Here is a 14,199-nt window from a genome sequence, read left to right as displayed (position 1 = left end):
TCAACCGACGAAAATCGAGTGCTCCCGCGAAGTCGTTTGCCAATCCGTTCTAATACATCACTATCGACTCCACCAATAGCGTCTTCGTCGTCGTTACACATCGACGCTTCCAGTCCACCCACCTCGTCCCTCGTCACGACGAGCCGCATCTAACAACGTTGCACGCTCCTCGAGCGTCTGCCAGTTAGACACTGCCTCCCAGGTATCCTCAACCGACCTCTCACGGCTTGCATCAACAAACGACACCTCACCAGGAGATTCCACCCCGAAGCGGTCTCGATACGCGTCTATCGCGTCAAGCGTGTCCGTGAGTTGCTCGACGATCGCAGCCTCGGAGTATTGCTGGCGGAGTTGTTCAACTCTGTGCCATTTCAGGTACGACTCATTTCGCTCATATCGCACTGGTCGTCCAGACAGTTCATGTACGATGCCCATTTCAGCAAACCACTGTAGATAGTCACGAGCCGTTTCTGTGTCACAGTCTACTCGCTCAGCTACCGTCGACACCTTTGTTGGCTCTCGTAGTTGGACGATCACATCAAGCATCCGTTCTCGAATCGGCCCAGCCTTCAGAATCTCGTCCGGAGACTCCCACTCATCGAAGTTCGGCGGGTCCTCCTCGTTAGGTATCTCATCCGGCGTATCGGTCATATCCACACATGGTCACCTCGTACACTCTTCAACGAGCTCCTCTGTGGTATCTCTACCGTGCCCTGAATTATTTCTGCTTTTGCGCTGGGGGATCAACACGAACCTCTCAAGTCGTACAAACTGCTCGCTGCTCTGTATTTAACCAACGCTACGAAAAGTCCGGGGTCTGTGTTGGTTAACTCGTGGGGGATCAGAACTGATGATCGGGCTTCACGCGGAACGTATCTGGGGCAAAAAAGTCTCGAGAGTTGTGGGAAACTTCCCAAATCGTTGGCCAATAAACCCTTGGGTCTCGTGGCCCATCTCCTCCCAATGTATGATCTGACCGGGTTCCAACGCGACCTGTTGTACGTAATTGCGGGGACAGAGAAACCCCATGGCCTCGCCATCAAAGACGAACTTGAAGCGTACTACGAACAAGAAATCCACCACGGACGGCTCTACCCGAACCTCGATACCCTCGTCGAGAAAGGTCTCGTCGAGAAGGGTGAACTCGACAAACGAACGAATTACTATACGGTTACGCGGCGTGGCTCGCGCGAACTCACTGCACGAAAGCAATGGGAACGGCAGTATCTGGGCACGTCCGAGACTGACCCATAAGCGGCGCGGACGTACCCTCTGCCGGATTCCACCACAACAGAGTCGACCCGTGAGGCACCGTCTTGGGTGAACCGACCCAATTAATATATCGAGACGGACCAGGGATGCTGATTCCATTCAGCGTACAGGGTGAAACCACCCAGCTGATGTAGCTGTTAGCTGTACCCAAAGTTCCAAATCCATGGCTCGTGAAAACGTACAGTATGCGGAATTCGAGGACGCCGATCAGTGCCGCCCAACAGGAGGTTCTCGCCCACCTCCGAGGCCATACCGAGACGACCGACGCAGCGACCCAGCTTACCCGCCCAGACGCCATCGACCACCTGACCGACCACGGCATCGCCCCTGCCGACGCCCGAGACCACATCGAGCAACTCCTCCTGAAAGGCTACCTCTACGAAGTCGAAGATGAACTCCGGCTCCCAACCCAGCCCTGACACATGACCCTCTTTGGGGTTCAAAACCGCCCGAAGTTGCGGTCCCACCACCGTGACAGCCCCCTCCCTCGCCAAGCCCCGTTGCATGCCCCGCGACCGGTCGTCCACTCTCACGCCGCTTCTGACAGGGGCTGGTGAGGTTTCTACGACCGTGCTGAATAGAGGGCGCGAGTCGGTCAGACAGATTCCATCAACTGAGGAACTGAATCCAGCGATTCAGTTCAAGGCCACATCGACGCCCCGACCAGAGTGGGCCTAAGGAGAGCCTGGGACCGGCCCCGCCCTCCTTAGCAGACAGGGCCGGTCTACCGTCGCGACGAAACTCCCCCGCCACGCTTCCTCCGCCAGCGAAGTCTTCTTGAGCACCACTCACCTAGTTTGTTCGGACTATGGCGATCAAGCGAATGGACAACGTCCTCATCGTGGTCGAGGACCTTGAAGCTGCGAAGGCGTTCTTCGCGGAGCTCGGCATGCAGCTGGAGGGCGAGACGCGCGTCGAAGGAGAGTGGGCAGACCGCGTCGTGGGCCTCAAGAACGTCCAGAGCGACATCGCCATGATGCGGACCCCCGATGGCCACAGCCGCGTCGAACTCTCGAAATTCATCACGCCCAAGGCCACCCACGACGGATTTGGGGAATCGGCGGTGAACACGCTGGGTATCCGCCGCATCATGTTCACCGTCGACGACGTCGACGACGTCCTCGACCGCCTCCGCTCCCACGGAGCCGAACTCGTGGGCGAAGTCGCCCAGTACGAGGACGTGTACCGCCTCTGCTTCGTGCGCGGCCCCGAAGGCATCATCGTCGGGTTAGCTGAGGAACTCGACGGAGCCTAGCTGGTCGCCCCCACGCTCTTGGTGGTCACCGTTTTAAGCCAGGGCATCCCCAAGCCATTCTCTGAAGAGGACGCCACTACGGGCTGAGGTATGAGCTTGGAAGATCTCGCCAGGTTGGTGGAGTGCTCGACGACCGAGCCAGGCGGTCACCGCCTGGGCCATGTCTTTGGCACCGCGTCATTGATCGGAGTCTGCCGATTTCTGCTCGCTCTTCGGTCGATACACGAGCGCAAGGACGCCGTTACTGGTGGCATCACTGCTTTCGAGTACGAACTCAGTCTGTCAGTTACCCACGACTGAAGTCGTGGGCTTGTCAGTGGACTCCCCCTCTGACTCCGTAATGGAGTAGGCGTGGAAATCGCCATTCGGGTTCAGCGTCCCTGACGGTAGCGCATACTGACAGGGTGCGCCTCCACTCGAAGACTTCTGCCCCGAGTGGAGTTTCTTGAGCAGTTTCCGAGCGATGTTCTTACTCGCGTTGTAATCTGCGTTCAGTTCGTACTCGCACTTCTGACACACGAACTGGTGTTTTGACCGCCGATTCGACTCGTGCGTAAACCCACACGAAGAACACCGCTGAGACGTGTACGCCGGACTCACCTGCTCCACGTTGATACCGAATATTTCGGCTTTGTATTCTGTGTACTGGTAGAGGCGTCGGAACGCCCATGCGTGGAATCGCTTCGCACCAGCCATCCGGTCCCGAATACCGGTCAGATTCTCGAACGCGATGTGTGTACAGCCGTGGTCGTGGGCTTCTTCGAGAATCCGGTTCGAGGCGCGGTGTAACTCGTCTTGCATCCAGCGGTGTTCGCGGTCTTCCATCGACTGAATCGACAGGTGTGCCGACCGCGTACCTGTCTGTTGCATCGACCCGCGAGTCTTCTCAAATTCTCGGCGTCGATGGTTCATCTCATCAGCGTTCCCGATGAACGCGCCCGTTGAAGTCACAGCGAGCGAGCCGTCCACGTTCAGGTCAACACCAAGGACTGTTCTGTGCTTGGTATCAAAAAAATCAGCAGTGGACTGTTCGACTGTGGTTCGGCGCATCCGTGCGTGGAGGTAGAACGACTCTGTGAGACGGTCATACTGCAACGTAGACATACGGAACTCGTAGTCCTCGTTCAGCAGGTACTTGTCAATCGGTGTTCCTTCGGGGTCGTCGGGAAGCACGTAGTCACACTCGACGCGACCGTTCACGGTTGAGAGCGAAACGTGGTCGCGGTGGAACGTCGCACTTCGTTTGTCGTAGACGACGCTCCACGCATCGAAGTATGGCTGACTGGTGTTCTCCCCCTTCTTGAGTCGGGCGACACCGCTTTTCGTGGCCTCGATAGCACGCCGAATTCCCTTCTGAACGAGGTTTGCAGTCAACTCCGTCTCGCCACGAAATCGCTCGTAGAGGGCGTTTTCGGCTGTCTGTTTCGAGGTTACGCAGTAGTCGTTCGGGTGTCTCTACGCCCACGCTGCGGTGGTGTTCGCACAGTGGAGGAACTGAGTTTTGGTTTGATGGAGGTCGTCGAACCGGTCTGTGGGTACGTCGAGTTTGACTTTGACGGTGCGAATCACCTCCATCGTTACTTCACATATCGAAGTGATTTTTTATATCAGTTCGGGTTGGTGTGGGGGAGTTGGACTGCTATCACTCGTGATGGGTGGAGTTGATTGTCGGATCCCTCCCACGAGTAAACTCGTGGGCTTCCTCCTCGGAATCATGTGAGGTTGGCTGCAGCAGAGCAGTATATCCGTCCGCTTTAGGCATCGATCTACTGACTCCCTCCTCTGTATTCAGCATTGATTCTAGAAAACCACCTGTCATTTATTGGTGGCTTTGCCGCATACAGCCTCTAAGTCTTGCACGCCGATTTCAAGAAGTCGGCATTCTGTTACGCTGAGGAGGACGAAGACTCCCATGAATCCCTATAACCCCCGATTCAGCTGCCCCACCCCATGTGTCAGCGCTCCACGGCGGTTTGCTCCACCGTCGTGGCGATGATATATACTATCGGGCTCTGAAGAGGGAGACATCGATGGAGATCCAGTTCCAGCACGCGAACCCGTACGCCGGGCGCGAATCGGTTGTCCTCCGGATTGATGGGTTACAGAAATTCAAGGAGAATGCCTGACCCTTTAGGGTCAGGATGAATCCGACACTATATTTCGCAGTCCACCGTCGATGGCACGGCAGGATATTCCACGTTAATCCGAACCATTAAGTAATCTTCTCGACATAGGTTACGTATGGCGAAACAGGTTGTCACACGCACCTACACTGCTTCCATTCGGAATCAGCAACAGGTGTCTGACGACCTTGACGCCCTTGGGTTCGCCGCTAGTAAACTCTGGAACGTTGGACGGTGGACGTGCAGTCGTGTCTGGGACGAAATCGACTACATCCCAGAACACGACGAACTCACCGCCTACCTCAAGTCACACGAACGCTACGATGACCTGCATTCTCAGTCAAGTCAGCGAGTCCTTCAAGAACTCGCTGAAGCGTTCAACGGCTGGTACGGCAAACGACGCAACGGAGACACGAAAGCGAACCCGCCCGGCTACCGTAAAAACGGAGACGACCACCCACGTTCCACGGTCACGTTCAAGAACAAGGGATTCAAGCTTGACACCAAGTACCAGCGTGTTCGCCTGTCGCAAGGTGGCAACACCAAGAACTACTGGTCGGACTTCATCCTTTGCAAGTACGAAACCCGACCTGATGTTAACCTCTCCACCGTGGAGAGCGTCCAACAAGTTCGAGCGGTTTGGATTGGTGACAAATGGGAACTGCACTTCGTGTGCAAGGTCAAAATCGAAGTTGCTGAGGCCCCCGGTGAGAAGACGGTGGGTGTTGACCTCGGTATCAACAACTTCGCCGCACTCGCCTACGACAACGGCCACAGCGAACTGTACCCGTTGAATTGCTTGAAGCAGGACGACTACTACTTCAGCAAGCGCATCGCCCAGTGTGACGACTCTGACTCTGAACAGGCTAATCGGTTGAACCAGAAGAAGTCGGGTCGTCGCACTCACTACTTCCACACCCTCTCGAAGCACATCGTTCAACGGTGTGTGGATGAGGGGGTTGGGGCGATTGTGGTGGGCGACCTCTCTGGTATCCGTGAGGATGAGGAGAACGGTGAGTCGAAGAACTGGGGCAAGCACGGCAACCTCGACTTGCATTCGTGGGCGTTCGACCGTTTCACGTCGATGCTTGAGTACAAAGCCGAGATGGAAGGCATCACGGTCAAAGAAGTGTCTGAGCGTGATACGTCGAAGTCGTGTTCGTGCTGTGGTCGAAAGCGTAAGGCAAACCGTGTTGAGCGTGGGTTGTACGTCTGCGATTCGTGTAGTATGGTAGCGAACGCGGACGTGAACGGGGCAGAAAACATTCGGCAGAAAGTATCTCCGAGTCTCGCCACGGATGGCGGTGATAGGAGTAACGGCTGGTTGGCACAGCCTTCGACGTTCTTGTTTGACAAGGAAACTGGTGCGTTCGCACCTCAAGAACAGGCCACGTCGTAAACCACAATATCCCAACTCAGCGGTGCGGTGCCGTGGGATTCCCGCGTCTTCAGGCGCGGGAGGATGTCAATCACTGATTCAATGATTCAATGAAATTTCTCCAGTGTATCGAATTTTCACAAGAATCGGTCCAATACTCGGAGATACGTCGATGCGTCTCGAATTCACTGCTGGTTGTCTATACCGCGTCGCAACGTCACGATGTCAATTGGGGCTTCGAGAGATGGGTTGTGGAGAATAGGGCCTGGATCACACGTTGTTAACCAACACTAGTGGCCGATATCTCCGCAATGTTGGTTAACTTTCTTTCCTACCTGTTTCAGCGACGAGCATTGCAGATACCGTGGTTTCCAACGGAAGCGCAGTCTCCGCAGACGTTAACGAATCGCGACGCGATTCGTTCGCATCTCGCAGGATCACAGGTCCTGCGGACTCGTCGGAATCCAGCGGATTCCGAGACACCTGAACGCTTTGCGTTCTGGGGACGGTGATTCGGAGCGTCCCGCTTCTATCCACTTTGTGTAAATGTCATTCCACTGATTGAACGTGGCAATATATGATTCCTGTTGGAACTTATTAATAAGTAAGGATTTATACACAATACCCAGGGTATATTCACGCAGAATGGTCTGGGTTCAGTGCACATTCGTAAATATCCGGAAGTGTGGGACTCCAGTTGAGTCCTCGACGGTCCGGTTCGGTGGCAGAAAATGACACTCCTCGACATCGACGACCTCGTGGTGCGGTACGATACGGGTGACGGACCAGTCCACAGCGTCAATGGCGTCTCGTTCACTATCGAGAACGGAGTCAACTACGCGCTCTCGGGCGAATCAGCATCGGGCAAATCAACGACTGCAAAGGCAATTCTTGGCCTGTTACCGGACCATGCAGTAATAGAGTCAGGGAAGATAGAGTTCGAAGGCCGAGATTTACAGACGATGACGCCAGCGGAGCGACAGGACCTCCTCTGGGAGGAGATCGCCTTCATTCCGCAGACAGCTATCGACGCACTCGACCCCACGATGACCGTCGGCGGACAGGTTCGCCAAGCTATCCAGACCCACAGGACAGTTTCCAAGGAGCGCGCCAGACGTCGGACTCGCGAGTTGTTCGAAACCGTCGGTCTCAATCCCGAACGGACCGAAGAGTATCCACATCAATTCTCGGACGGGATGCGACAACGTGTCGTCATCGCGATGGCGCTCGCGCTCGACCCCAAGCTCATCATCGCAGACGAGCCAACGACGGGACTGGACGTCATCGTCCAGGACGAGATCATCAGCAATATCCTCAAGATTCAAGAGGAGACGGACAGTTCGTTGCTGTTGATTACCCACGATCTCAGCGTCATCGCGGAGACCTGTGACGAGATGTCGGTACTGTACGGCGGAATGGTCATGGAGCAGGGCCGCATCGACAACCTGCTTCTCAACCCCTCGAACCCGTACACGATGGGGCTCAAAAACGCGCATCCGGCCCTCGATGCTGAACACGAGGGAGACCTCGTCTCGGTCCCGGGCGAACCGCCAAATCTGGATTCGAAACCAACCGGTTGTGTCTTCGAGCCGCGGTGCCCGTTCGCGACCGAGGAGTGTTCTGAGACAGTTCCGGGCCTAGAGAAACTCCCGTACCGGAACCAACGTGTGGCCTGTCACCACGTGGAGCAATTGAATCGGATGCGCTCTGAAGCCGATGATTCTGCCACGTGGGGTGGGGCTGCCGAGGGGTCACGCACCTCCGATGGTGAAATACTGCTGGAAGTCGAGGGGCTACAAAAGTGGTACGAACGGGAGGACTCGCTGCTGGGACGCCTGCCGTTCGAAAGTATCGCACCGTCTATCACGGGCCTTACGGGTAACATCCGCGATTGGTACGACCGACGCGGCGAAGTGATCAGGCAGGTGTTCGGCCACGACGAATCCCACGTCCGCGCGGTCGATGGGGTCTCGTTACGCGTTTCCTGCGGCGAAATCCTCGGCATCGTCGGTGAATCTGGCTGTGGAAAGTCGACACTCGGAGAGGCACTCGCATTGCTGGAGGAACCCACGGTGGACCGGTTCACGTTCGACGGCCGCTCGCACGAGTACTACCAGGAGAATCTCCAATCGTTCCGGCAGAAAGTACAGATAATCTTCCAGAACCCCTACGAATCGCTGAATCCGCGATTGAAGGTTGAACATCTCGTCAAGGAGCCGTTGACAATCCACGGGTACCGACTTGACGAGCGCGAGGCGGTAGTCGAGGAGACGCTCGAAAAGGTGGGACTGGCACCTGCCGAACGGTATCTGGATATGTACCCGAACGAACTCTCTGGCGGCGAACGCCAGCGCGTCGCTATCGCGCAGGCGTTGGTGCTCGAACCCAAACTACTCATCTGTGACGAGCCCGCCTCGATGCTCGACGTCTCGCTGAAAGCGGAAGTGCTCAACCTCCTTCGTGAGCTCGTCAACACCGAGGGAATCGGCGTGCTGTACATCTCTCACGACCTGGCGAGTCTCTCACAGATTGCCGACCGCATGGCGATCATGTACCTCGGCACGTTCGTCGAGCGCGGACTGACCGAACGAATCGTCAACGACCCGAAACACCCCTACACCGAGGCGCTGCAGCGGCGGTCCCGGAAACGGAACCGCGGGGAAACCGCGAACGAATCACCCTCGACGGGAAACCGGCGCTCCCCTCGCGGGCTATCTCGGGCTGCCGGTTCGCCCCGCGCTGTCCGAAGGCGACTGACCGCTGCTGGGACGCGGAACCCGACCTGACCGAGTGGACGCGCGGCCGTCACTCCACGGCGTGTTATCACCCGGACAAAGACGTGATCGACGACGAGCCAGACAGCCCCGGACGGGTCGACCGGACGATTGAGAATAACTGATACTGCCGGCCGAAAGCCATACGAGAAATTCACACCCGGGGTGACAAATATCCTCACCAAAATACGGCCGATAATATGAATTCTCTCCACCCCCGAAAATCAAGGTCCTCTCCCGGGAAGCCACTTAAAGGGTGAAGATAATCGGGCCCCATCGGGGGCAGGTTCACGCGGGTACTGCAGGAATCGACTCGATAGAATGACGACAAACGGAAAAGAGAGTACACAGTTACCTGCGACGCCAGAGTTGGGACCACTGTTCGACCCTGACTCGGTCGCAGTCATCGGCGCGAGCCCCGAATCATTCTACTCGGGCAACCTCGTTGACAACCTCCTCGACTATGGCTTCGACGGGACCCTCTACCCCGTCAATCCGAATCGCGAAGAAGCCTGGAACCGCCCATGTTACGACCGTATCGAAGATGTTCCAGAGACTGTCGACCTGGCGGTTGTGAGTGTCCCACGCGAATACGTCGTAGAGAACGTCCGGGCCGCAGGCGAGAGAGGTGTTCCCATTGCGCTCGTCCTCACTGCGGGATTCGCCGAGGCGGACGAGACGGGCAGCGAACTCGAGCAAGACCTCGCTGAGACGGCCACCGAGGCGGGAATTCGAGTCGTGGGTCCGAACTGCATCGGCGTGATGGCTGCCCGAGGTGTGACGCTCACCTCGACGTGTTCACGAGAACCCGAACCGGGCGGAATCGGTCTCGTCAGCCAATCCGGAGCGCTGGCGTTCACGACGTTTTTCGAGCGGGCAGCTGACTGGGACCTCCACTTCAGTCACATCGTCTCGACCGGCAACGAGACCGACCTGACGCTCACGGACTACGTCGCATATCTCGCCGGCCAGGAGAGCGTTGACGTCGTCTGCACGTACGTCGAGGGCATCGAGCAGCCGGAACGGTTCATGCAGGTCGCCGAGGCTGCGGTTCGAAGCGGAACCCCAGTGCTGACGGTGAAGATAGGCCAGTCCGACCTCGCCGAAGAGGCCACGCTCTCGCACACGGGTTCGCTCACCGGCGACGACGATGCCTGGACGGCAGCCATCAACCAGACTGGCCTCCAGCGAGTCCCTGACATCCCCGATCTCCTCTCCCGGGCGAACGCACACATCGCGGACGATGAACCTGACGGTGACCGCGTCTGTATCGCCTCGACCAGCGGTGGTCTTGCGAGCCTGCTCGCCGACATGGCCGCCAAGCGTAACCTCACACTGCCCGACATTGACGGCGAGACCGAGCGTGCCCTGCTGGACATGGACGAACTCCTGACCTACGGCGAGCTTCACAACCCTGCCGACATCCGGGGATATGGCGCGGATTCACTCCCTGAAATCGCAGACGTACTCCTCGCCGACGGCGACTTCGACTCCTACGTCTTCGCCATCGGCCTCTCAGGGGTCAACGCCCGCGCAGCTGAAATCGCCGCCGATCTGGAGAATATCGCTGAACAGGCCGAGGCTCCGGTGTACGTCCTCTGGACCGGCCGCAAGGAACCCGACGATCCGACCGAGACACCGCCATACGCCAGGCTGCGCGAGTCGGTGCCGGTCTACGAGGACCCGAGCCGGTGTCTCGATGCCGTCGCATCGACAGTTGCTTTCGCCGCTGACCGGGACCGCCTCGCTGACCAGCCGCCGCGGCCTTCGCTTCCCACAGCACGCGATGGAAGGGATGGAGATGCTCCAGGCAGTGAAACGCTCGACCTCGGCCTCCCCGAGGACGAGTCCTCGCGTGGAACGAAGCCGAACCACTCCTCTCTGCGTTCAACGTGCCAACCGTCGAGACTCGGTTAGTCACCGACGCTGACGGGGCCGCCGCCGCCGTGGAATCGATAACCGGACCCGCGGTCCTCAAGATAGACTCGCCGAAACTCCCGCACAGAACTGACGTCGGTGCCGTCAGGCTCGGTGTCGACTCACCCACCGAAACGAGAGAGGCCTACGATGAGGTACTCTCGGCCGCCCAGGCCCACGTTGGAAACGACGATATCGAAGGGGTGCTAGTCCAGCCCATGGTCGACGACGGCGTTGAAACGATGGTCGGCGTCGCACCCGGAGACGTGTTCGACTCACTCGTCACGGTCGGCCCGGGTGGGACTTTCGTGGAGGCGCTGGACGAGAGTGCGACGCTCGTCCCGCCGTTCACGCGGGCAGATGCGCTGCGCGCCGTAGAAGACACGGTCCTAGCGGACTTGCTCACCGACCGCCGGGATGGTGATCCATTGCCCGTCGAACCCATCGTCGACCTCCTTGTGAATGTCGGGGACCTCGCTCACTCGGTCGACGCCGTCGCCGAAGTTGACCTGAATCCCATCGTCGTCACGGACGACGGCCCCATCGCCGTCGACGCACTCATCCGCACGGATGGCCGCGAGTGACTACTCCTAAATACAGCTTCGTCCAATGTCGGGTACACGCACGACCAAGGTGAGACAATATGCTTCGCATCGAATTCCAAACCATCCCGTCCGGTGTCGTCGATGACCTCAAGATGCAGTTCCCGGACATCCGGCGAATCGATTTCGAGAACGCCTTCTTCGCCGACGAAGGCGATTGGATCGAATCACTGCTAGTCACGTCGGGAGCCGAATTCGACCCCAAGGCGGCAGTCGAATCTCTCTCGCGTGCCGAACTGTTCCATCACGAACGGGTGTCGACGGAACCCTCAGACCAACCAACGCACCGGTTGACGATAGTCGCACACGAACCATATCCGTTCATCTTGGGCGTGATCCTCCGGGAGAAAGCGATTCCGAACCGGTTGACTCTACACGGCGACCACTTCGATGGGGTCGTGACGGTGAAGGTCTGGGACGACTTCCGCCAGTTAGCGGACAGGATCCAGGAACAGTTCGGACGATTCGAGCTCTTGAGCGTGAACCAGATCGAGACAGCCGGTGAACCACTCGGGAGCGGCCAGCTCGGCCGCGTCCTGCAGAACGAACTCTCCCAACAACAGCTGACTGTGCTGAGAGCAGCCCATTCGATGGGGTATTTCGACGCCCCACGTCAGGCGTCCGCGGACGACATCGCGGCGGAACTGGACATCGCCCAGTCGACGCTTAGTGAGCGCCTCCGACTCGCCGAGAAACAGCTCTTCGACCTCTTCTTCTCGCCTGAATCAAACTCGTCTACTGCCGACTCCGTCGACAAATAATCGTCCGCCTTTCATTTTGAATCTGCACCGTCAAACTAACTGACTCTAATTTTATACAAATCTTATTTCATAATTTTCCTAGATGATGATACTGCGTGGTTCGAGTGGGTTCTCCACGGCAGGTACGGGGGTGGTAATAAAGAATGATGATGATTGGCCGGTATCGGGAGTAGATTCAGGCCAGTAAGAGGGAACAATGAGATGCAATGTCGAAGGGAAAAACGTTCGAAATTGAGACAGGTACGGTATCGCGGCGCCGGTTCCTACAGGTCACGGGCGCGGTCGGGCTCGCGGGACTGGCCGGTTGCCAGGGCAACGGAGACAGCGAGGGTAACGGCGATGGTCGAACTATCGAGACCCAGTTCTGGGAGGAGTGGCCCGTCGAGACGAAGGGGAAATCGGTCAACGACGATGCCGTTCAGTTTGAGTACACCGCGGTTGAGGGCGAACCAGTGTCCGCCCTTGACGTGCACTTCGCACAGGCGGAAACGCCGTGGATGCGCGAACACGCGCTGCTGATCAAAGATTCGTTCAAATCCATCGGCGTTCCAACCAACCTCGTCAACGTCCAGCCGAGCACCAGGTACGGGGAGTACTGGCGTGCCGACATCGGTCACCCGGTGCCCGTGGTCATGAATCTCCACGGGCCGGACCCGCAGCGAGGGCTCGACCCAAACCCGTTCCTTATGCGTGCACACCCCGAGACGGGCGGGAACTACTACAATTACAAGAACGACGAGATTACGGAGCTCCTGGACGAACAGGCCCAGACCATCGGCGATATGGAAGCGCGCGCCGAAATCTGTAAAGAGATTCAACGGAAGCTCAGCGATGACGCGTACGTCATCGCCTCGAACTTCCCCGACGTAATCACGGTAGCCAACACCACCGACTGGAAGGGGTACGTCCCGACGCCGGGTAACGGCACGACTCGCGACTCCTTCATCTGGACGCAGGTGAATCTCCAGCCCCAGGGCAACTCGTCGACGTGGGTGAAAGGCGTCCTCACCGGGATGCAAGGCACGAATCTTCCCTGGTCGACCGGCGGACTGGAAGAGAAGCGGCTATTGAACGTCTACGACGGTCTTTACGACGCCTCTCCGCAACTGGATATCGTCCCTGGCCTCGCGACCGGGCACGAGGTCATCGACGACACTACCGTCGAGATGGACCTCCGCGAGGGCGTCACTTGGCACGACGGTGAATCGTTCGGTCCCGATGACGTGAAGTTCAGCGTCGAGAAATACAAGCAGACCACGGCTCCACAGCAGGGCCCGTTCTACCGAACCATCGACAGCGTGGAAGTCGTGTCGAACAGTGGCGGTGGACGTGTCCGATTCAATCTCACCGAGCCCGACGCTTCCTTCCTCACCCAACGGGCAGTCCGGAGCGTCATCATCCCGAAACACCGCTGGGAGGACATCGAGAACCCTGGACAGCACAATCCGGAGAATCCCATCGGGACCGGGCCGTTCAAATTCGTCAACTGGGAGCAGGGAACCGAGCTCAGGCTGGAGAAACACGACGGCCACTGGCTCTGGGACGACGCCGTCCGCAAGGAGATGCTCGGCCAGTACTTCGTCCCTGGCGACGGTATCGACGAACTTGTGGAGGCGAACGTCGGGAACGTCTCGACGCTCATCGGCGCGATGCAGTCGGGCGACATCGACGCAATCGGGACGACCGTTTCGAACCAGCAGGCCGACCGCGCGGCTAAGGCCGACGGCATCGAGAAACAGACCGCCGAGAACTACGTTCCGACGGACGTTCACCTCAACCACATCGTCCCGTTACTCCGAGACAAGACGTTTCGCGTGGCGCTCAGCCACACCGTCGACAAACAGGGCTTCGTGGATAACGTGCTCGACGGCCGCGGCACCGCAATCGAGGGCCAGCGGCTGCTCACACACCTCCTGACGCCCTTCGCCGCCGAGACTGACCCATACGAGTACGACGTCGACAAGGCCACGACGATGCTCCAGCAGGCAGGGTACACGTTCGAAGACGACACGCTCGTCTGGCCGGAGGGCGACGCCTGGGACGCCTTCGCCGAACGCGTTGAAAACGGGCACGCCACCCGGTCCGAACTCGAACAGTCCAACTTCTCGTAATCACCA

9 protein-coding genes and 2 pseudogenes are annotated in these 14,199 nt (G+C 58.2%); 9 read left to right on the top strand and 2 right to left on the bottom strand.

The window, feature by feature from the left end:
* Window positions 1-93: 93 nt before the first annotated feature.
* Window positions 94-657 (bottom strand): hypothetical protein, encoded by a 564-nt coding sequence (locus tag P0648_RS16505; RefSeq protein ID WP_276249026.1) that lies wholly within the window; start codon window positions 655-657, stop codon window positions 94-96.
* A gap of 306 nt (window positions 658-963) precedes the next feature.
* On the opposite strand from P0648_RS16505, the gene P0648_RS16500 reads away from it, so the two are divergent.
* The 3 genes from P0648_RS16500 to P0648_RS16490 all read left to right on the top strand — a co-directional run bounded on the left by P0648_RS16500 (window position 964) and on the right by P0648_RS16490 (window position 2,527).
* Window positions 964-1,254 carry a helix-turn-helix transcriptional regulator gene (locus P0648_RS16500; RefSeq protein ID WP_276249027.1) on the top strand — a complete coding sequence of 97 codons (291 nt, stop codon included), beginning with the start codon at window positions 964-966 and terminating at the stop codon, window positions 1,252-1,254.
* 203 nt (window positions 1,255-1,457) lie between these two features.
* The gene (locus P0648_RS16495) at window positions 1,458-1,691 is read left to right on the top strand and encodes a hypothetical protein (RefSeq protein ID WP_276249028.1); all 234 of its coding nucleotides are present in this window, start codon (window positions 1,458-1,460) and stop codon (window positions 1,689-1,691) included.
* A 389-nt stretch (window positions 1,692-2,080) separates the two neighbouring features.
* Complete coding sequence (locus P0648_RS16490) at window positions 2,081-2,527, top strand: VOC family protein (protein WP_277505972.1); 447 nt, start codon at window positions 2,081-2,083, stop codon at window positions 2,525-2,527.
* A 282-nt stretch (window positions 2,528-2,809) separates the two neighbouring features.
* Here P0648_RS16490 and P0648_RS16485 read toward each other — a convergent pair.
* Window positions 2,810-4,102, bottom strand: a pseudogene (locus tag P0648_RS16485) (RNA-guided endonuclease InsQ/TnpB family protein).
* A 666-nt stretch (window positions 4,103-4,768) separates the two neighbouring features.
* Here P0648_RS16485 and P0648_RS16480 point away from each other — a divergent pair.
* From P0648_RS16480 to P0648_RS16455, 6 genes and pseudogenes are all read left to right on the top strand, one after another.
* Window positions 4,769-6,049, top strand: coding sequence for a transposase (locus P0648_RS16480; protein ID WP_277505955.1), 1,281 nt, complete (start codon window positions 4,769-4,771; stop codon window positions 6,047-6,049).
* 710 nt (window positions 6,050-6,759) lie between these two features.
* Window positions 6,760-8,927: pseudogene (locus tag P0648_RS16475) on the top strand (dipeptide ABC transporter ATP-binding protein).
* 196 nt (window positions 8,928-9,123) lie between these two features.
* Entirely contained in the window at window positions 9,124-10,719 is a 1,596-nt protein-coding gene (locus tag P0648_RS16470; RefSeq protein ID WP_277505970.1) for an acetate--CoA ligase family protein, read from the top strand.
* A complete protein-coding gene (locus P0648_RS16465; protein WP_277505968.1) occupies window positions 10,695-11,303 on the top strand; it encodes an acetate--CoA ligase family protein in 609 nt (202 codons plus the stop codon). Before P0648_RS16470 ends, P0648_RS16465 begins: the two co-directional genes overlap by 25 nt.
* 59 nt (window positions 11,304-11,362) lie before the next feature.
* Window positions 11,363-12,082: a helix-turn-helix domain-containing protein gene (locus P0648_RS16460; RefSeq protein WP_277505952.1), complete on the top strand. Its 720-nt coding sequence runs from the start codon at window positions 11,363-11,365 to the stop codon at window positions 12,080-12,082.
* A gap of 206 nt (window positions 12,083-12,288) precedes the next feature.
* Window positions 12,289-14,193 (top strand): ABC transporter substrate-binding protein, encoded by a 1,905-nt coding sequence (locus P0648_RS16455; RefSeq protein ID WP_277505951.1) that lies wholly within the window; start codon window positions 12,289-12,291, stop codon window positions 14,191-14,193.
* Window positions 14,194-14,199 lie beyond the last annotated feature (6 nt).

Origin of the sequence: Haladaptatus sp. DYSN1 (assembly GCF_029489995.1) — an archaeon.
Taxonomy (GTDB): Archaea; Halobacteriota; Halobacteria; order Halobacteriales; family Halococcaceae; genus QDMS2.
Note: the sequence above shows the minus strand (reverse complement) of the source record. Positions and strands in the feature narration are given on the sequence as shown.

What these genes read in the sequence shown, in the direction of transcription:
- P0648_RS16500 (WP_276249027.1), top strand. Translation starts at nt 964, where the DNA reads ATGTATGATCTGACCGGGTTCCAACGCGACCTGTTGTACGTAATTGCG.
- P0648_RS16495 (WP_276249028.1), top strand. Translation starts at nt 1,458, where the DNA reads ATGCGGAATTCGAGGACGCCGATCAGTGCCGCCCAACAGGAGGTTCTC.
- P0648_RS16490 (WP_277505972.1), top strand. Translation starts at nt 2,081, where the DNA reads ATGGCGATCAAGCGAATGGACAACGTCCTCATCGTGGTCGAGGACCTT.
- P0648_RS16480 (WP_277505955.1), top strand. Translation starts at nt 4,769, where the DNA reads ATGGCGAAACAGGTTGTCACACGCACCTACACTGCTTCCATTCGGAAT.
- P0648_RS16470 (WP_277505970.1), top strand. Translation starts at nt 9,124, where the DNA reads ATGACGACAAACGGAAAAGAGAGTACACAGTTACCTGCGACGCCAGAG.
- P0648_RS16460 (WP_277505952.1), top strand. Translation starts at nt 11,363, where the DNA reads ATGCTTCGCATCGAATTCCAAACCATCCCGTCCGGTGTCGTCGATGAC.
- P0648_RS16455 (WP_277505951.1), top strand. Translation starts at nt 12,289, where the DNA reads ATGTCGAAGGGAAAAACGTTCGAAATTGAGACAGGTACGGTATCGCGG.